Annotated in this window: 19 protein-coding genes and 3 pseudogenes; 12 read left to right on the top strand and 10 right to left on the bottom strand. The window is 71.2% G+C overall.

The genetic code is table 11. The features are described from left to right. The 3 genes and pseudogenes from ACZ4FV_RS48800 to ACZ4FV_RS48810 form a co-directional block, all read left to right on the top strand. Positions 1-190 (top strand): annotated as a pseudogene (locus ACZ4FV_RS48800) (IS4 family transposase); the annotation flags it as partial. A gap of 217 nt (positions 191-407) precedes the next feature. Next, entirely contained in the window at positions 408-779 is a 372-nt protein-coding gene (locus ACZ4FV_RS48805) for a MerR family transcriptional regulator (protein WP_395870931.1), read from the top strand. 366 nt (positions 780-1145) lie between these two features. Next, positions 1146-1559, top strand: coding sequence for an aldehyde dehydrogenase family protein (locus ACZ4FV_RS48810; RefSeq protein ID WP_465327699.1), 414 nt, complete (start codon positions 1146-1148; stop codon positions 1557-1559). A gap of 334 nt (positions 1560-1893) precedes the next feature. Here the strand turns inward: ACZ4FV_RS48810 and ACZ4FV_RS48815 are convergent, their stop codons facing one another. The 3 genes from ACZ4FV_RS48815 to ACZ4FV_RS48825 form a co-directional block, all read right to left on the bottom strand. Then, positions 1894-2094, bottom strand: a complete 201-nt coding sequence (locus ACZ4FV_RS48815; protein WP_465327723.1) for a helix-turn-helix domain-containing protein — start codon at positions 2092-2094, stop codon at positions 1894-1896. A 510-nt stretch (positions 2095-2604) separates the two neighbouring features. Beyond that, positions 2605-3075, bottom strand: coding sequence for an ArsI/CadI family heavy metal resistance metalloenzyme (locus ACZ4FV_RS48820; RefSeq protein ID WP_395870937.1), 471 nt, complete (start codon positions 3073-3075; stop codon positions 2605-2607). Positions 3076-3115: 40 nt separating this feature from the next. Then, positions 3116-3295, bottom strand: a complete 180-nt coding sequence (locus ACZ4FV_RS48825) for a hypothetical protein (RefSeq protein ID WP_465327701.1) — start codon at positions 3293-3295, stop codon at positions 3116-3118. A gap of 74 nt (positions 3296-3369) precedes the next feature. Here ACZ4FV_RS48825 and ACZ4FV_RS48830 point away from each other — a divergent pair, with 74 nt between their 5' ends. Then, positions 3370-3723, top strand: coding sequence for an ArsR/SmtB family transcription factor (locus ACZ4FV_RS48830; RefSeq protein ID WP_395870941.1), 354 nt, complete (start codon positions 3370-3372; stop codon positions 3721-3723). Positions 3724-4186: 463 nt separating this feature from the next. Here the strand turns inward: ACZ4FV_RS48830 and ACZ4FV_RS48835 are convergent. After that, positions 4187-4612: pseudogene (locus tag ACZ4FV_RS48835) on the bottom strand (NAD(P)-binding domain-containing protein); the annotation flags it as partial. A 50-nt stretch (positions 4613-4662) separates the two neighbouring features. On the opposite strand from ACZ4FV_RS48835, the gene ACZ4FV_RS48840 reads away from it, so the two are divergent. Next, positions 4663-4803, top strand: a complete 141-nt coding sequence (locus tag ACZ4FV_RS48840; RefSeq protein WP_465327703.1) for a hypothetical protein — start codon at positions 4663-4665, stop codon at positions 4801-4803. A gap of 10 nt (positions 4804-4813) precedes the next feature. Here ACZ4FV_RS48840 and ACZ4FV_RS48845 read toward each other — a convergent pair whose 3' ends face one another. Further along, the gene (locus ACZ4FV_RS48845; protein ID WP_395870943.1) at positions 4814-5188 is read right to left on the bottom strand and encodes an ArsR/SmtB family transcription factor; all 375 of its coding nucleotides are present in this window, start codon (positions 5186-5188) and stop codon (positions 4814-4816) included. A 105-nt stretch (positions 5189-5293) separates the two neighbouring features. On the opposite strand from ACZ4FV_RS48845, the gene ACZ4FV_RS48850 reads away from it, so the two are divergent. The 3 genes from ACZ4FV_RS48850 to ACZ4FV_RS48860 are packed head-to-tail and all read left to right on the top strand — an operon-like array spanning position 5294 to position 8208. After that, a complete protein-coding gene (locus ACZ4FV_RS48850) occupies positions 5294-6781 on the top strand; it encodes an FAD-dependent oxidoreductase (RefSeq protein WP_465327705.1) in 1488 nt (495 codons plus the stop codon). Between the two features lie 39 nt (positions 6782-6820). Continuing rightward, positions 6821-8068 (top strand): MFS transporter, encoded by a 1248-nt coding sequence (locus ACZ4FV_RS48855; protein WP_465327707.1) that lies wholly within the window; start codon positions 6821-6823, stop codon positions 8066-8068. After that, positions 8065-8208, top strand: coding sequence for a hypothetical protein (locus ACZ4FV_RS48860; RefSeq protein WP_465327709.1), 144 nt, complete (start codon positions 8065-8067; stop codon positions 8206-8208). The genes ACZ4FV_RS48855 and ACZ4FV_RS48860 overlap by 4 nt, the downstream gene beginning before the upstream one ends. A 36-nt stretch (positions 8209-8244) precedes the next feature. On the opposite strand, the gene ACZ4FV_RS48865 is transcribed toward ACZ4FV_RS48860, so the two are convergent. The 3 genes from ACZ4FV_RS48865 to ACZ4FV_RS48875 form a co-directional block, all read right to left on the bottom strand. Further along, the gene (locus ACZ4FV_RS48865) at positions 8245-9027 is read right to left on the bottom strand and encodes a sulfite exporter TauE/SafE family protein (RefSeq protein ID WP_465327711.1); all 783 of its coding nucleotides are present in this window, start codon (positions 9025-9027) and stop codon (positions 8245-8247) included. 329 nt (positions 9028-9356) lie between these two features. Next, positions 9357-10451 (bottom strand): ACR3 family arsenite efflux transporter, encoded by a 1095-nt coding sequence (gene arsB / locus ACZ4FV_RS48870; RefSeq protein WP_465327713.1) that lies wholly within the window; start codon positions 10449-10451, stop codon positions 9357-9359. Beyond that, entirely contained in the window at positions 10451-10762 is a 312-nt protein-coding gene (locus ACZ4FV_RS48875) for an ArsR/SmtB family transcription factor (RefSeq protein WP_465327715.1), read from the bottom strand. Before ACZ4FV_RS48875 ends, arsB begins: the two co-directional genes overlap by 1 nt. A 61-nt stretch (positions 10763-10823) precedes the next feature. Here ACZ4FV_RS48875 and ACZ4FV_RS48880 point away from each other — a divergent pair, with 61 nt between their 5' ends. Together ACZ4FV_RS48880 and ACZ4FV_RS48885 are read left to right on the top strand one after the other, a co-directional pair. Beyond that, positions 10824-11624 (top strand): arsenate-mycothiol transferase ArsC, encoded by an 801-nt coding sequence (locus tag ACZ4FV_RS48880; RefSeq protein WP_465327717.1) that lies wholly within the window; start codon positions 10824-10826, stop codon positions 11622-11624. Beyond that, positions 11551-11904, top strand: coding sequence for an arsenate reductase ArsC (locus tag ACZ4FV_RS48885; RefSeq protein WP_402238705.1), 354 nt, complete (start codon positions 11551-11553; stop codon positions 11902-11904). Before ACZ4FV_RS48880 ends, ACZ4FV_RS48885 begins: the two co-directional genes overlap by 74 nt. Positions 11905-11961: 57 nt before the next feature. Here ACZ4FV_RS48885 and ACZ4FV_RS48890 read toward each other — a convergent pair whose 3' ends face one another. Beyond that, complete coding sequence (locus tag ACZ4FV_RS48890) at positions 11962-12282, bottom strand: ArsR/SmtB family transcription factor (RefSeq protein WP_465327719.1); 321 nt, start codon at positions 12280-12282, stop codon at positions 11962-11964. A 1234-nt stretch (positions 12283-13516) separates the two neighbouring features. Between ACZ4FV_RS48890 and ACZ4FV_RS48895 the strand changes: the two genes are divergently transcribed. Next, positions 13517-15208, top strand: a complete 1692-nt coding sequence (locus tag ACZ4FV_RS48895) for an arabinofuranosyltransferase AftB family protein (RefSeq protein ID WP_465327721.1) — start codon at positions 13517-13519, stop codon at positions 15206-15208. A 697-nt stretch (positions 15209-15905) separates the two neighbouring features. After that, positions 15906-16175: an HGxxPAAW family protein gene (locus tag ACZ4FV_RS48900; protein ID WP_402238698.1), complete on the top strand. Its 270-nt coding sequence runs from the start codon at positions 15906-15908 to the stop codon at positions 16173-16175. Between the two features lie 159 nt (positions 16176-16334). On the opposite strand, the pseudogene ACZ4FV_RS48905 reads toward ACZ4FV_RS48900, so the two are convergent. Then, positions 16335-16525: pseudogene (locus tag ACZ4FV_RS48905) on the bottom strand (type III effector protein); the annotation flags it as partial.

The following is a 16525-nucleotide window of genomic DNA, read 5'->3' on the forward strand; positions in this document are numbered from 1 at the left end:
GATCCTCGGTGTTCTCCTGGTCCACCACGCCCTGCGCGACCTGATGCACCACGCCGCTCGGGACGCGGACTGCGACCCGGACAGGCTGTCCTTCATCCGAACCCTGCGCGTCGTCCGCCGCCACGTCACCGATCAGGCGGCGTTTTCCCCCCTCCCGACTCGCCGTCGCACTCCTCGCCACCCTGTGTGAGATCCACGAACGGCCCCTGCCGCCGAGGCGGTTACGCTCCAACCCCCGCGTCATCAAGCGCAAGATGTCCAACTGGGCGCTCAAGCGAACCGAGCACCGCAGCACACCCCCACCGAACCCACCCGACGTCACGCTCGTCGGACCGACCCGCACCACCCCAACCCGCCGCAGAAAGACCTAAAACACCGGTATTGCCGTTAGAGGGGGAGGTTCGCACGTGAGGATCGGTGAGCTGTCGAAGCGCACGGGTACGCCGGTGCGTATGTTGCGCTACTACGAGGCGCGGAATCTGATCGTGTCGGAGCGTCTGCACAACGGATACCGGGATTACGACGACTACGTGGTCGATCGGGTCCGCCAGATCAGGGGTTTGCTCGACGTCGGCCTGCCGACGAGGATCATCAGGCAGATCCTGCCGTGCCTGGACAGCCCTCGGACGATTCACATGCCCTATGTGACGCCGGACATGGTTGCCGCCCTTGAGCAGGTTCGCGATCGCATGGCCGAGAAGATCGAAGTTCTCACGAAGAACCACACGGCCGTCGGCGACTACCTCCGCGCAGCCGGTGTCGATGCCGAGGCAAGCTGACGGCACGCCTCGGACAACGGACCGGGCACGACGAAACCTCGGTCATCCGACCGGGAGGGAATGCCATGTCGTACGTCGAGACTCCGGTTCGTCACAAACGCCTGGTCGCGGTTGTACGCAACGCACCGGTTCGTGACCGAGTAGTGCGGGCGTCCTCGCGCGCCGTCGCAGCCGAGGCCGTGATGTCGTTGGGCACGCTGCAGCACGTCACTCGATCACCGATCCGGTCGGCATCTGCCGGGTGAGCCCGTCACGCAAGGCCGGCGAGGCCGGGACGGGGCGCAGTCGACCTGCCGGGGTCCGCGGCACGGCGACGACAACTCGCCGGGACGTCATGGTGTCGACAGCCGGGCCCACCTGTCCCGGGTGAGTGCCTACCTCCAGGGCCTGCCCGAGCACGCCAGCGTCGTCACCGGCGGCGCGCCCGCCGCCGGGCCCGGGTTCTTCTTCGCGCCGACCGTGGTGACCGGCGTACGCCAGGGCGACGCGATCGTGCAGGACGAGGTCTTCGGCCCGGTCCTCACCGTCCAGCCCTTCACCGACGAGGACGACGCGATCCGACTGGCCAACGACGTGCCCTTCGGCCTGGCGGCGTCCGTGTGGAGCCGTGACGCGGCGACGGGTGCCCGCCTGGCCCAGCGCATCGACGCCGGCACCGTGTGGATCAACTGCCACGGCGTGTACGCGACCGAAATGCCACACGGGGGCTTCAAGCACTCCGGGTACGCAAGGACCTGTCGGTCTACGCGCTGGACTCCTACTCCCGGATCAAACACGTGATGAACAAGACCACCTGACGCCCGCGACCGTGTCCACCGAGTGGGTCCTGACTCACGGCGGCCGGCGGGCGCGACTGCAGGCCGCGCTCCGCCGGCCGCCGTGAGCGGGGGACGACAGGGTGGCCGACACGGCGAGGGCGCGTGTAGGCGTGAGGGCGGCGCGTAGTGGCGGCGCAGTGCAGCACTGCCCAGGATGCCCGCCGAAAGGCGGTCTCCTCCTTGCGAGGCTTCGTCGAGCACCTGTCGGCGAGTTCGCCGTACCGGCGAAACCTCGCCTCGGCGACGAACCGTTCGCAGCGTGCTGCGAACGGTTCGGGTCGACGTTGCCCGACTCGTCACGTGATCCCACGTCGAGCGTTCGTCCGCGCCTCCAACGCGCCGAGATGGTAGCTGATGCTCGGCTGTCCGTAGAGGAGTTCGCGGGCGGCCCCAACCAACGAACCACTCGAGGCAATGGCCCGGAGCACCTGAAATCGGCGAAGATCGAGCATCCATACATGCTCTGTATGCCCGCCGGACAGCCACCTCGTCCACATCACCTCCGTGTCGCACACACGAAGGTGCTGCAGGATGTGATTACCCTGCGGAGCGACACCCTCGTGAGCTCGCCGAGTGCGATGCCGGCCGCGCGCCGAGGGCCATCGGCGTAGTGCAGTGCGATCCCGTGTGGTTCGGCCGCCTTTTCGACCGGGTTTGCGAAGGTTCGGGTGCGGCGCGGTCACCGGGGTGTGGCCAAGCGCGGTACGGCCTGCCCGTGGATGCTCGGAGCACGGGCGTCGTTCATGCCGATTCCACGTACGTGTGGTGATTACCGAGACCGGTGAGGTCGACGAGGAGTCGTCGTCGACGACGGTTCGAGGCGACGCCTGCCCCGCCCCGTCCCGGCAGGTGTGCGGGTCCGGCGATCGTGCATGAGTGGCCGCCGCGGGTGGCCCCTCGATCGGTGTCGCCCGCCGCTGCGCCGCGGGATTTGCGTTGCACCGACGCCGAGCCTGTCCACTTGGTCCTCAGCCGCAGCAGCCGCTCGTGACCTGTGCGCCTTGGCCTCAGCCGCAGCAGCCGCTCGTGACCTGTTCGCCCGCGCCGACCCCTGCCGGGGTGTCGGCAATGGGGGTGCAGCAAGCACTGTCGGGTGCCTTGGTCATGGTGTCGGCGTCGGCCTTGACCACGTAGACCTCCCAGGGTTCGTTGCCCGGGCCACTGACCCAGACCTTGTCCTGGAGGGCGAAGCAGCAGGTGGTGTCGTTCTCCTCGCGGGTGGTCAGGCCGGCGTCGGCGAGGCGATCGGTGGCGGCGGTGACCTGGTCGGTGGTCTCGACCTCGACGCCGAGGTGGTCCATGACGGTGTCGTTGCCGGGCTCGCCCTGGATCAGCACGAGCTTGAGCGGCGGCTCGGCGACGGCGAAGTTCGCGTAGCCCTCGCGGAGCTTGGCGGGTTCGGTGCCGAAGAGCTTGGTGTAGAAGGCGATCGAGGCTTCGAGGTCGGCGACGCGCAGGGCGAGTTGGACGCGGGACATGGTGATCCTCCGGTGGGTGCGGGGTGGTCGGGTGGGCGGTTCAGCGGGAGTACGCGGACACGGACGCGCGGGTGCGGTCGAGGTGGGCCCGGGCGCGGCAGCGGTTGTCGCAGACCTCGCCGGTGCCCTCGGGCAGGACGACGTCGCCCAGGCGGCGTTCGCGGCGGTGGGCGCGGGCCGCGTCCAGGGTGCGGCGGGCGTTTTCGATGACGGCGTTCACGACGACCTCCTGTATTGACGTCTGTCGATACAAGAGAGTTTGGCTCTTGATTCGTCATCTGTCAATATCGAAGGATGTCGAAGTCTCTGGGGTTGGACGTGGTCGGGTCGAGCGGGGCGGCGTGCTGCCCGCCGGTGGTGCGCGAGGCGCTGGGAGTGTCGGACGCGGAACGCCTGGCGGTGATGTTCAAGGGGTTGGGTGATCCGGTGCGGCTGCGGTTGTTCTCGGCGATCGCCTCGCACGCGAACGGCGAGGCGTGCGTGTGCGACCTGCCGGACGTCGGCCTGTCCCAGCCGACGGTCAGCCATCACCTGAAGAAGCTGCGCGAGGCCGGGCTGGTGACCAGCGAGCGCCGGGGCACGTGGGTGTACTACCGAATCGATCCGCAGGCGCTCGCGATGCTGGCGGGCGTGCTCGCGGCGGGCTGACCCGACACGGGCCCGGTCGGCGCACGGTCTCGCGGAGTCGGTTCAGGACGTGGGCGGCGTCGCGGGCGGAGCCGCGCAGGCTCGCGGAGGACAGGCTGCGCCGCCATTCCAGGCCGACGTAGCCGAGACCGGGACGGTGGTGGAAACGCCCTTGTCGTGCAGCGGCAGGCCGTCGGTGTCGAGGGCGCCGGCGGCGTCGAGGTAGTCCAGGGGGGCGGTGGCCGGTGGCCAGGACGACGGCGTCGAGGCGTTCGTCGGGGCCGTCGGCCCATACGATCGAGTTCGTGGTCAGGTGGGCGAACATCGGCCGCGGGTCGGGGTTCCCGGTCTCGAGTGCCGCGTGATGGCGGCCGTCGTCGATGACCGCCATGGTCTTGCCGCCGAGCTGTTTGGCGAGTGGGGCGATGTCGAGGCCGGTGTGCCCCAGCCACCAGTGCAGGTCCCTGCCCAGCACACGCTGCTTGGCCCACTTCAACGGGCCTCGCGTCGCGAGCGAGACGCGGGCGACGTCGGCGAGGTCGACGGCTATCTGCACGGCCGAGTTGCCGCCGCCCACGACGACGACCCGCATGCCGTCGAAGTCCTTGGGGTTGCGGTAGTGCGAGGCGTGCAGGACCCGCCCCTCGAAGACGTCCAGGCCGGGGAGAGCGGGAAGGTGGGGGCGGCCGAAGCCTCCGGTCGCGGCGATCACCCTCGGCGTCGACAGTCGGGCGCCGCCCTCGGTTTCGACGAGAAGGGCGTCGCCGTCGCGGGTCACGGCGGTGACCCGGGTGTCGGTGCGGATGTCGGCGTCCAGGCGGGCGGCGTAGGCGCGGAGGTATTCCACGACCTCGTCGCGGGTGGGGTAGCGGTCCGGATCGCCCGGGAACGGGGCGCCGGGCAGGGACGAGAACCGTGCCGGGGAGAAGAGTGTGAGGCTGTCGTATCAAGCGCGGCGGGTTGCTGGTGTCGGTGCGCGACGGTCGGGCGGTGCGCTACCGCGCGGACCCCGAGCGCATCGCACAGCGCCTGGACGCGCTCAAGGCGTACCTGATCCAGTGCTGCCCGCCCACCGGATGCGCCGGCGACGCCGGTTGTTGAGGGGTGCGGGTCAGCCGCAGTCGGCGCCGGTGCGGCAGGCGTCCAGGCCCTCGGGGCTGGCCGAGGCGAGGGTGGCGAGCAGGCGCATCGGGGTCACCAGCGCCTCGCAGCACAGCGCGTACACGTTCGCTCGCCCACGCGGCGTCACGGTCACCAGGCCCTGCTCGCGCAGGGGCGCGAGGTGGTGGCTGACCAGGGTCTGGCCCATGCCGGTGGCGTCGGTCAGCTCGCGCACCGTGTGCGGGCGCTCGGCCAACAGCAGCACCAGGGTGAGCCGGTTCTCGTCACCGAGCGCCTTCAGGAGCGGGGCGAGGGTGTGTGCCCGGGTCGCGGCGGTGTCGCCGACGGCGGGGTCCATCAGCAGAACGTCGAGCGTGTTCGTCATGACCCCATTGAACCACGGCACATGTTGCTATCAACAGTATTTGCTGTTTACAGTTGCGTTTGTTGTCGAGCAATCATCGTCGTCGAACGTTCGAGGAGCCCTGCCATGAGCACGCCACAGCAGCAGACCCGCCCGGTCGTGGTCATCGGCGCCGGACCGATCGGCCTGGCCGCCGCTGCCCACCTGATCGAGCGCGGCCTGGACCCCCTGGTCCTGGAGGCCGGGCCCGCCGCGGGCGCGGCGATCCGCGAGTGGGGGCACGTGCGGCTGTTCTCGCCCTGGGAGTACGACACCGACGCCGCCGCCCGCCGCCTGCTGGAGCCCACCGGCTGGACCGCCCCGCCCGCCGGCGAACTGCCCACCGGCGCCGAACTGGTCGACGCCTACCTCGCCCCACTGGCCGCGACCGAGCAACTCGCGCCGCGCATCCGCACCAACACCCGCGTGATCGCGGTGGCGCGGCGCGGCGTGGACAAGACCCGCACCATCGACCGCGACACCCACCCCCTGTTCGTGCGGGTCGCCGGCGCCGACGGTCGCGTCGAGGACATCGAGGCGGCGGCGGTGATCGACGCGTCCGGCACCTGGGGCCGGGCGAACCCCCTGGGGGAGTCCGGACTGCTCGCCCCCGGGGAGGTCGAGGCGGCCCCGTACATCGCCGGCGCCCTGCCCGACGTTCCGGGCCGTGACCGCGACCGCTTCGCCGGCCGGCACACCCTGGTCGTCGGCATGGGGCACTCGGCCGCGAACACCCTGCTCTCGCTGGTGGAACTCGCCGACGCCGAACCGGGCACCCGGATCACGTGGGTGGTGCGCGGCGCGTCGGTGGCGCGGCTGTACGGGGGCGGCGACGCCGACGGGCTCCCGGCGCGCGGCGCGCTCGGCTCCCGGGTCAAGCAGGCGGTCGAGGCGGGCGCGATCACCCTGGTCCGCAACTTCACCATCACCGGCTTCGCCCCAGCCGAGCAGGGCGTGACCGTCGCCGGCACCACTCCCGACGGCCGGCGCGAGATCACCGTCGACACCGTGGTGGCCGCGACCGGCTTCCGTCCCGACCCGGACATGCTGCGCGAGGTCCGCGTCGAACTGGACCCGGGCACCGAGGCCCCGGTGAAGCTGGCGCCGATGATCGACCCCAACTTCCACTCCTGCGGCACCGTGCCCCCACACGGCGAACGCGAACTCGCCCACCCCGAGACCGACTTCTACATCGTCGGCATGAAGTCCTACGGCCGCGCCCCCACGTTCCTGATGGCGACCGGCTACGAGCAGGTCCGCTCGATCGCCGCCGCACTCGCCGGCGACCGCGAGGCCGCCGACACCGTGCACCTGGAACTCCCGGAGACCGGCGTGTGCTCCACGAACCTGCCCGGCGAGGACGAGGCCGGCGGCGGCTGCGGTTCGACGTGTGCTCCGGAGCCGGTCGTCGAGGAAGCCTCCTGCTGCGGAGCCCCGGCCGCCGAGCCGGAGCCGGTCGCGGCGTCGTGCTGCGGGACACCCGCCCCGGAACCGGTCACCATCGGTGCCGGGGTCGGGTTCGCGACCGGGCGGGTGCACGGCTACTCGGGCGACGCCGAGCGCGCCGATGCCTGACCCCCGTCACGGCCGGCGCCGCGCCGAGAGCAGGCGCCGGTGACGGCACCCACCCGCACCGCCCGCGCAGCCGCGACCGAGGATCCGCATCGGCCGCGGCTGCGCGCCGTCCTGATCGGGCTGTGCGTCACCGAGATCACCAGCTGGGGCATCCTCTACTACGCCTTCCCCGTCCTCGCGGGCGCGATCGAGGACGACACCGGCTGGTCCCCGCCCGCCACCACCGCCGCGTTCTCCGCCGCACTGATCGTCGCCGCCGTCGGCGGCATCCCGCTCGGCCGCGTACTCGACCGACGCGGCCCCCACGCCGCCATGACCCTGGGCTCGGCCCTCGCAACGGTGGCCGTGATCGCCGTGGCCGCCGCCCCCAACATCTGGTGCTTCACCGCCGCGTGGCTGCTCGCCGGGGCGGCGATGACAGCCGTGCTCTACCAACCCGCGTTCGTCGCCCTCACCCGCTGGAACGCCCCGAACCACGTCCCCGCGCTGACCACGGTCACCCTCGTCGCGGGCCTGGCCGGCACCGTCTTCGCCCCACTGACCGCGACGCTGGCCGACCACCTTTCCTGGCGCGGCGTCTACCTCGTCCTCGCCCTGATCCTTGCGGGGGTCACCATCCCCGTCCACGCGGTGATCCTGCGCCGCCCGTGGCCGAAGGCGCCCGCCCCCGCCCCCGATGCGGCGCGGGCCCATGCGAACGCGGGAACGCGGTCGGTGGTGCGCAGTCGCCCGTTCGTGCTCCTGGTTCTCTCGCTGACGATCGCGTGCTTCGCGATGTACGCGGTCATGATCAACCTCGTCCCGCTCCTGACGGAGCGCGGCGCGAGCACCACCCTCGCCGCCTGGGCACTCGGGCTGGGCGGCGTCGGCCAGGTCGCCGGACGCCTGGGCTACGCCGCCCTGGCCCGTTCGACGAGCGTGCGCACCCGCACCACCTGGGTCCTGACCACGGCCGCCGCGACCACGATCGTGTTGGCGTTCGTGCCGGGCCCGGTGTGGCTGCTGATCTCGGTCGCCGTCCTCGCCGGCACCGCGCGCGGCATCACCACCCTGCTCCAGGCCACCGCGATCCCCGACCGGTGGGGCACCGCGTCCTACGGCGCCCTGTCCGGGATCCTCGCCGCGCCGATCATGGCCGCCTCCGCCCTCGCGCCGTTCGCCGGAGCCGCCCTGGCCGAACCCCTGGGCGGCTACCCGCACATGTTCGCCGTCCTGGCCGTCCTGGCCGTCGCCGGCACCCTCCTCGCCGTCGGCAGCATCCCCACCACCGATCCGGAGAAGCAGTGACCGACATCGCCCCCGCCGGCGCGCCCATGTTCACCGTCACCCGCATGACGCCCGCCCACGCGAGCGGCGTCCTGGACGTCTACGGCGACGCCGACCAGGCAGATCAGGGCGTCATCATGTCCGCACCCCGCAACGTCTGAGGCCGGCCGACGGGCGGCGCCCGGAGGCGGAAGGGTTCAGCGCGTGCCCTGGACGGCGTACAGGACGCCGACGGCGGCCGCCAGGGCGCCGAGGAGAAGCCGCAGTGCCGTCTCGGGCACGTGCGGCTGCAGGCGCGCGCCGAGGTACCCGCCGATCAATCCGCCGAGTCCGCACGCCAGACCGAGCAGCCACCGCGGGGCGACGTCGCCGGGCGCGACCACGGACAGGGCGGCGTAGGTGCCCGCGCCGACCAGGGAGGTGACGAACGTGGAGGCCAGCGCGGCCGGGGCCACGACCGCCACCGGCATCCCGCGGCCCACGAGGATCGGCCCGAGAATGGACCCGCCGCCGATACCGTAGATCCCGCCGACCGTCCCGACGCCGAGCGCGAGCGCGAGGGTGGTCCGCGGCGAGGGCGGCGCCGCGGTTCGAGCGCGGGCCGGACGCAGCGTGCGCGAGCACAACCAGACCCCCAGCGGCAGCAGCAACGCGGCGACCAGCAGCCGGAAGACCCTCGGCCCGGGAACGGCGAACACCCGCACCGCGGCGCCGATCACCACCCCCGGCGCGCTGCCCAGGATCAGCAGCCGGGCAAGGGGCCCGCCCAAGGCCCCGGCTCTGCGGTATCGCGCGAGGGCACCGGGCCCCGCAACGACGTTGAACAGCAGGTTCGTCGGCGTCACCGCCGGGCTCGGCACCCCCAGCACGCTGACCTGTACCGGCAGGAGGAACACCGCGCCCGAGACACCGACCGGGGCGGTCACGACCGATATCAGCATGCCCGCGGTGAAGCCGAGCAGGCCGCCGGACCACGTCAACGCCGGCCCCTTCCCGAACCACCCGGACTCCCCGGGCCAGTATCGAACGTGCCCGACGGCGCCGGACGGGCAGGGCCACGTCGTCGGCCGCACACCGCGCGGCCCGCACGAACGCCGTCGGGTGCGGCGCAGGCGCAACGATCCGGTCGGGCCCAGCCGGTCGACCCGCGGCACTGCCGACCCACGAGATCACCGACGGGATGAGCTCGGCGATCATCCGCGCCGACAAGCCGGGCGCCTGCGGCTGCCGACCTTTCCGGCGGCCCTCGGGGGAGGGCTTCGCGGTGGGGGCACGGGCGCGGGGAGCACCCGGGCCGCCATCCGGAAGGTCACACGGACGAGGACTCTCGCGCGCGCCGCATGAACGCCAGCGACACGTAGACCAAGGCCACCAGCACGGGCACCTCGATCAGCGGGCCGACGACGCCCGCGAGGGCCTGGCCGGACGTGACACCGAAGGTGCCGATGGCGACCGCGATGGCCAACTCGAAGTTGTTGCCCGCCGCCGTGAACGCGAGGGTGGCGGTGCGGTCGTACGGGAGGCCGATACCGCGTCCGATGGCGTAGGAGCCGAACCACATCACCGCGAAGTAGACCAAGAGCGGCAGGGCGATGCGGGCCACGTCGCCGGGCTCGCTGGTGATGGTGTCGCCCTGGAGCGCGAACAGGATGACGATGGTGAACAGCAGCCCGTACAGGGCGACCGGCCCGATCCTCGGGAGGAACTTCGTCTCGTACCAGTCGCGTCCCTTGGCCTTCTCGCCCTGGCGGCGGGTGAGGAATCCGGCCAGCAGGGGGATGCCGAGGAAGACGATCACGTTGACGGCGATCTTCCAGAACGACACGTCCAGGTGTTCCCCGTCGCCCAATCCGAGCCATCCGGGTAGCAGATCGAGGTAGAACCAGCCCAGGACGCCGAACATGACGACCTGGAAGACCGAGTTGAGCGCGACCAGCACCGCAGCGGCCTCGCGGTCGCCGCACGCGAGGTCGTTCCAGATGATCACCATCGCGATGCAGCGAGCCAGCCCGACAATGATCAGGCCGGTGCGGTACTCGGGCAGATCCGACAGGAACATCCAGGCCAGCGCGAACATGATCGCCGGGCCGATGATCCAGTTGATCACCAACGACGACGCCATCAACTTGCGGTCGCCGGTGACGGTGTCCAGGCGGTCGTAGCGGACCTTCGCCAGCACCGGGTACATCATCAGCAGCAGGCCGAGCGCGATCGGCAGCGAGATGCCGCCGATCTCGACCTTGGACAGCGCGTCGTCCAGACCCGGGATCAGCTTGCCCAGGCCGATCCCGATCGCCATGGCCAGGCCGATCCACACCGGCAGGAACCGGTCCAGGGTGGAGAGTTTGCCGACGATCGCGGCGGAGCCGTCCGCCGTCGCGCGCGGGCTGTCGGTGGCGGTCATCAGCAGGGCCTCTTCCGGGCGTTCGCGGCGGTCTCGCGCGCGGTGGCCGCGAGATCCCCCAGGGCGGTGGCGACGACGTCGAGCGCCTCGGGCCTGAGGCGGTAGTAGACGAAGCGCCCGCACGGCTCGGTGTCCACCAGGCCGGCCTCGCGCAGCACCTTGAGGTGGTTGGACAGGTTCGTCTGCCTCGCGTCGGTCTCCTCGATCAGGTGACACACGCACAGCGCCTCGCCCGCGAGCAGCGAGACGATGCGCAGGCGCAGCGGGTCCGCGAGCACCTTCAACACATCAGCATCGACTGACATCATCATGGACTGATACGTTACTGGTGTGGGACGCGGAAAGCGAACCCCCGATCCGAGGAGCCCAACCATGCCCCGCGCCCTCGTTGCCCTGCCGGCCGGCGGCGAGCGGCGCCTGACCACCGCGTACGCGGGCGTGTTCTCGGCGACGACGGTGCGATCCGTGCTGTACGCCTCGTGCGAGGCGTTGGCCGCGGCCGCCACCGTGACCACGCATCTGCCGCTGCTCGCGGAGCGGTTCACCGCCGAGCGCCTGGACGCGCTCGCGCACACCGCGAACGCCGACCGCGAGCCGCGCGTGTTGTTCGTGTGCGCCGCGAACTCCGGGCGCTCCCAGATCGCCGCCGCCCTGTTCAACCGGCACGCCGACGGCGCCGCGAGGGCGTGGTCGGCGGGCACCGCACCCGGCTCGGAGGTCGAGGCGGCCGTGGTCGCCTCGGTCGCCGAGATCGGCATCGACGCCGGCCAGGCGTTCCCCAAGGCGATCACCGACGAGGTCGTGGCCGCGGCCGACGTGGTCATCAGCCTCGGCTGCCTCGACGCCCTGACCCCGGTCGCGGGCCGCCGCCACGCGGACCGGCCCGTCGCCGACCCCGGCGGCGGCCTGGCCGAGACCGTCCGCACCATCCGCGACGAGATCGACACCCGCGTCACCGCACTCCTCACCGACCTGCGCACCACCACCGCCACGCCACACTCCTGGCCGTCCGGCTCCACACCTGTACCGAAAGGACCCCGCCATGTCCGACAAGCCCTCCGTGCTGTTCGTCTGCGTCCACAACGCCGGCCGCTCCCAGATGGCCGCAGGCTTCCTCGAACACCTGGGCCAAGGCGCCATCGAGGTCCGCTCCGCCGGTTCGATCCCCGGTGACCAGGTCAACCCGGCCGCGGTCGAGGCGATGAAGGAGGTCGGCATCGACATCTCCCACGCGACCCCCAAGGTCCTCACCACCGAGGCCGTCCAAGCCTCCGACGTCGTCATCACCATGGGCTGCGGCGACGCCTGCCCGATCTTCCCCGGCAAGCGCTACCTCGACTGGGCCCTCGACGACCCCGCCGGCCAAGGTGTCGACGCCGTCCGCGCGATCCGCGACGAGATCGAGAAGCGCATCAGGACCCTCATCACCGAGATCACCGGGGAACAGGACTGAAGAGGCGACCGACGCGGGACGGCGAAGCCGGGTCGTCGACAGGGGACATCGAGCGGATCAGCGTGCGGGTATCACCGTGTTCAGGATGGTGCCCACCAGGCCGAGGCGATCGTGGACGAGGGTGTACCAGGCCCAGGTACCGCGCTCTTCACGAGTCGGCAGCCCCACGTCGATCAAAACCTTGAGGTGATGACTGACCGTGGGCTGACGCAACCCGAGAGAACCCGACAAATCACAGACACAAGCCTCCCCGCCGGGGGACGTGGCGATCAGGCTCAACAGTTGCAGGCGCTTGGGGTCGGCGACGGCCTTCAGCGTGGTGGCCAGGGCTTCGGCATCCCCACGAGCCAAGGGAATTGCCCGGTCGTGCTGTGGCATGTGCCGTCCCGGTCACTCGTCATCCCCGCATCGTCCACCATCCGACCTCACGACAGATGAACCCAACCCCGGCCCCGGATGAACAGGCCCCCGGCATCGCTCGGCACGCACATCCACGCCGCCCACCGACGCGTGCACATACGCCGCCGCCGAATGGAGGCCATCGATCGGCCGCTTCGCCCAGGTCGTTCCCACGCCCGGAAGCGCCTCGACGACTCCGACCGTGACGGGCAGGGACGACCGATCACCCTCGAGCCAGGGCGCCCGGCGAGCGGTCACTTCGGAGGGAACCCCCCGCCCAGTCCAAATCATTCAGGGCCAAACCGATGGACCGATCCAGGGCTTCGTTGTCGGCAGGACCCGCGAAGCCGGTAGCGTCCGAGCAGAGTCTCGGCAACCCGTCCCGGCTCACCGGCGGAGTTGGCCAACACGGCGGCGGAACGCCACGCGTCACCCAACCGGCTCGCCATCGGCCGCCACCGACCGGGTGCGTGCATCGGCCCACCGTTCGCGATGACCTCGACGACGGATTCCAGCGCGGTCGCGCCTCGACACTCGTCAACACCTCCGCCACGCCGCGCAGAACACGCAACTCGGCCGACCCCGGCAGGGACACGGCGTCGCGACGGAGCAGGATCCGGCGCGCGTCCGCCCGCGTTCCCGTACACATGCGCGAGGCAGTCACACTCAGGACGGAACGGATTGGACTTGCCTCCCGCAACCACGTTAGAACCGTGACAACAGGGCCTTCCGGACATCTCGTACGGTCTCGACAGCCACCGAGATTCCAAGAGGCCCTGCCCTCATGCGCCGACAGCAGCAACATCACCCCACCGAGGATCCAAGTCCTGTAAACCGACGCCAAGTTCGGTAAGAAGACGGCTTCTCCGCCGTCACCCGGACGGCCAATGGAAGTACCCCGGCCAATCTCCAACATCTCGGTCCCCACACCAAGCACCATCCCCGGAATCACGTCGCCGTCCCGGAACAACGGTCGCGTTTCCCCAGTCGATTCCGCCGGCCTGCCGATTAGCGTCTCGCAAGGTGGGCCCGGGAACCGGGCCGTCCGCACATGTGGGTCGAGAGCCCGTGTCCGAACAACAAAGAGACCCGAGGACCCATGGCCAACCCGTCGCTCCTCCCGGTTGGCATCGACGAAGCCGCGGCTGAGCCCCCCGACCCGTCGGTACCCGGCCCCCTCGCACGGTTTCGACGTCGAAACGCGTTGGCCGTGATGGTGCCCACGATCGTGTTGGGAGTGCTCGGGTGGCGGCATCGGGCTCTCGCCGACGACGGCGTCATCTTCCTGCGGACCGTCCGCCAGATCCTCGCCGGCAACGGCCCCGTGCTGAACGTGGACGAGCGCGTCGAGGCCAATACGAGCACGCTGTGGCAGTGGCTGCTGGTTCTCCTCGGCGCGATCACGCCGGGCGACCTGGGGTTCGTCGCGGTCATGGCGGGGCTGGTGCTGACCACGGCGGGAGTGGCCGTCGCACTCGACGCCACCAGGCGTCTGTACACGGAGCCCGCGGGCAGGTTGCTCCTTCCCGCGGGTGTGCTGGTGCCACTGGCGGTGCCGGTCTTCTGGGACTACGCAACCGCCGGTCTGGACACCGGGCTCGGCACGTTCTGGCTCGCCGGCTGCTGGTGGCTGCTCGTGCGGTCCCGCAGCGGGACGAGCGCGGGTCCGGCGTGCGCGGATTCCGTCTGGTACGGGCTCGGGGTCCTGGTGCGGCCCGATCTGGCGCTCGTCACCGGGGTGTTCCTCGTGGGTGCGTTGCTCGTGGCGCGGCCCGGCCGCGGCGCGTGCGTCGCACGGATCGCGGCCGCGAGCGCGCTGCCGATCGCGTACGAGATCTTCCGTGCCGGCTACTACGGCCTGCTGGTCCCGATGCCCGCGCTCACCAAGGAGGCCGGCACGAGCGACCCGGGCCGCGGAATGCGCTACCTCTGGGACTTCACCGCGCCCTACGTCCTGTACGTGCCGGCCCTGCTGTTCCTCGCCGTTCTCGCGGCCTGGTCGATCCGGTCGCGGACCGACCGGCGCAAGCTGGTGGTGCCGCTCACACCGATCGTGTCGGCCCTGGTCGTCACGGTCTACGTGATCAACCTCGGCGGGGACTACATGCATGCCCGGATGCTGCTCCCGGCGATGTTCCTCGCGCTCATGCCCGGGTTGCTACTGCCCGCGACACGCTGGACGAGCCCGGTGGCCGCGCTCGTGGGGGTGTGGGCCGTGGCCTGTGTGGGCCCGTGGCACCCTGCGGCCTACCACGGGCACGACGCCTCGACGACCGCACGGGTTCGCGACAGCGACATCCGCATCACCGGCACCTCCAACGCCGACCACACACGTGACTGGGTCCTCACGTTCCCCGGACTGCGTGAGTCGACGGCCGCGGGATTGGCCGCGAATCGTCCCGTCCTGGTGCGACTCGGACCCGATGGCCGGCCCACCACGATGCTGCCGCTGAACCCGGATCACGCCCCGGCCCGAGTATCCATCCCGGGCGGCTTCCTCGGAGTCACCGGCCAAGTGGTCCCGCTCGACCAGTACATCGTCGAGGTCTGGGGCCTGGCCAACACCGTCGGCGCGCACCTGGAATACACGCCGGGCTGGCAACACAAATGGCCGGGCCACCGCAAACTCATCGACGACGTCTGGCTCCTCGCCCTCGAACTCGACCCTGCGATGCACGAGTTGCCGGCCCCCGGCGTTCCGGGCGTCACCCCCGAGAACCTGGCCGCCGCCCGGCACGCGCTCTCGTGCGGCGACCTGAAGGAACTCCTCGACTCCACCCGCGCACCATTGAGCCCGAGCCGCTTCCTCCGCAACCTCGCCGGTTCCCACCATCGCACGACACTGCGCATCCCCCGCGACCCCGTGGCGGCGGAACACAAGTTCTGCGGAGACCGGCCGAAGTGAATCCCGCCCGCGTGGGTGTCTGCGGAGAGCAGGGCCATCCGGATCGGGCCCCGGACCACCGGGCACCGATGATCGAGTGGTCGATGCTCGTGCGGGTGATGTCGCGGCGTGCGGGGTCGCACTCACAGCCGCGTTCGTGAACCCGTTCGTCGCCGGAGTGGCCTGCGCCGCAGCAGCCCTTCCGTAGCCCACGGCTGACCATTTCGGGGCATCGTCCACGGTGCGGTCGAGGTGAGCCGAAGTCTGAGTGTGGGAGAGTTCCCGGCCGGCCCGGAAGAGAGTGGGTCCGGGTCGGCGGCAGCTCTCCCACCATCTCCGAACCAGCGGGGCCCGGGGACGGTGGGCACCGCCTGGAGGAGGAGAGCGGGGCCGACGACGCCCGGTTCGTCGCGGCGCCGGGCGAGTACGGGTACGGCGTCTTCGTGACCGCCTGCGCCCACCGCAAGAAGCGCCCGCGCCGACCGCCGACGAGGACGCGTCGGGAAGCGGGGTGCCTACGGCTTGACTCCCTGGCATCGGCCTGTGCCGAAGGGGACTTCGCCTCGCCGGCATGGCTCGTGCTCGGCCGACATGGTGCGCGCCGGATCGGGTAGAGGGCATCACCGGACGAACTTGCGGGGCGGTTTCGGGCGGGCGCATCGGAGTACCGATGGTTGTTTCGGGAGCCCGGGCCGAGGGATCGAGAAGGGGGAAGCGGATGAGCGCGCAGCATGGTGCATCGGCGGCGTCGTGGACGGGGATTTCGGTGATCCTGGTGGGTGCCTTCCTCGGGGGGTTCGCCGTTGTCCTCGCACGGCCGTGGTTGTTCGCCGTCGCGGTGGGCATAGCCGTGCTCGGTGTGGTCGCGGGCAAGGTGATGTCCGTGCTCGGGTTCGGGGCGGCTCCCGGCTACCACCGGCCCGTCGACGAGGCGACACGGGAGGCATGGGCCGCACAGCGCCCCGTGCCCCCGGACAAGGACGTCTGAGGGACCTTTCCGCCGATCCGTGGAACGCACCTGCTCCGCAGCGGCGTTCGGGCCGCACGGCGCTGCGGCAGGTCTGGCCCGAACGCGGCCTCGGGGCTTGGGCAGAGGAGGCCGGTGAGAGTGTTGCGCCGGCGGCCCCGCCATGGAGCGGGCGGGTCCTCACGTCGTGGCGCCGGCTCCGGGTGGGTCCACGAGGGCGTGGATGCGGGCGGCCAGTTCCGGGTGGGCGGCGGCCAGGTGTGGGCGGGTGGCGTTGAGGGGGTCGATCAGGGCGGCGGGGTCGTCCTGGCCCAGGGCCTGGTCCAGTCTTGCCATGCTCGGGCGGGATGCGGCGGGGAGGTCGGTGAGTG

The sequence above is a fragment of the Embleya sp. NPDC025285 genome (genome assembly GCF_055558835.1).

Bases quoted from the DNA above. Each gene is read 5' to 3' on its own strand.
- ACZ4FV_RS48815 (WP_465327723.1), bottom strand. From the start codon at position 2,094: ATGTGGACGAGGTGGCTGTCCGGCGGGCATACAGAGCATGTATGGATG.
- ACZ4FV_RS48820 (WP_395870937.1), bottom strand. From the start codon at position 3,075: ATGTCCCGCGTCCAACTCGCCCTGCGCGTCGCCGACCTCGAAGCCTCG.
- ACZ4FV_RS48830 (WP_395870941.1), top strand. From the start codon at position 3,370: ATGTCGAAGTCTCTGGGGTTGGACGTGGTCGGGTCGAGCGGGGCGGCG.
- ACZ4FV_RS48845 (WP_395870943.1), bottom strand. From the start codon at position 5,188: ATGACGAACACGCTCGACGTTCTGCTGATGGACCCCGCCGTCGGCGAC.
- ACZ4FV_RS48850 (WP_465327705.1), top strand. From the start codon at position 5,294: ATGAGCACGCCACAGCAGCAGACCCGCCCGGTCGTGGTCATCGGCGCC.
- arsB (WP_465327713.1), bottom strand. From the start codon at position 10,451: ATGACCGCCACCGACAGCCCGCGCGCGACGGCGGACGGCTCCGCCGCG.
- ACZ4FV_RS48875 (WP_465327715.1), bottom strand. From the start codon at position 10,762: ATGATGATGTCAGTCGATGCTGATGTGTTGAAGGTGCTCGCGGACCCG.
- ACZ4FV_RS48880 (WP_465327717.1), top strand. From the start codon at position 10,824: ATGCCCCGCGCCCTCGTTGCCCTGCCGGCCGGCGGCGAGCGGCGCCTG.
- ACZ4FV_RS48885 (WP_402238705.1), top strand. From the start codon at position 11,551: ATGGCCGCAGGCTTCCTCGAACACCTGGGCCAAGGCGCCATCGAGGTC.
- ACZ4FV_RS48890 (WP_465327719.1), bottom strand. From the start codon at position 12,282: ATGCCACAGCACGACCGGGCAATTCCCTTGGCTCGTGGGGATGCCGAA.
- ACZ4FV_RS48895 (WP_465327721.1), top strand. From the start codon at position 13,517: ATGGTGCCCACGATCGTGTTGGGAGTGCTCGGGTGGCGGCATCGGGCT.
- ACZ4FV_RS48900 (WP_402238698.1), top strand. From the start codon at position 15,906: ATGAGCGCGCAGCATGGTGCATCGGCGGCGTCGTGGACGGGGATTTCG.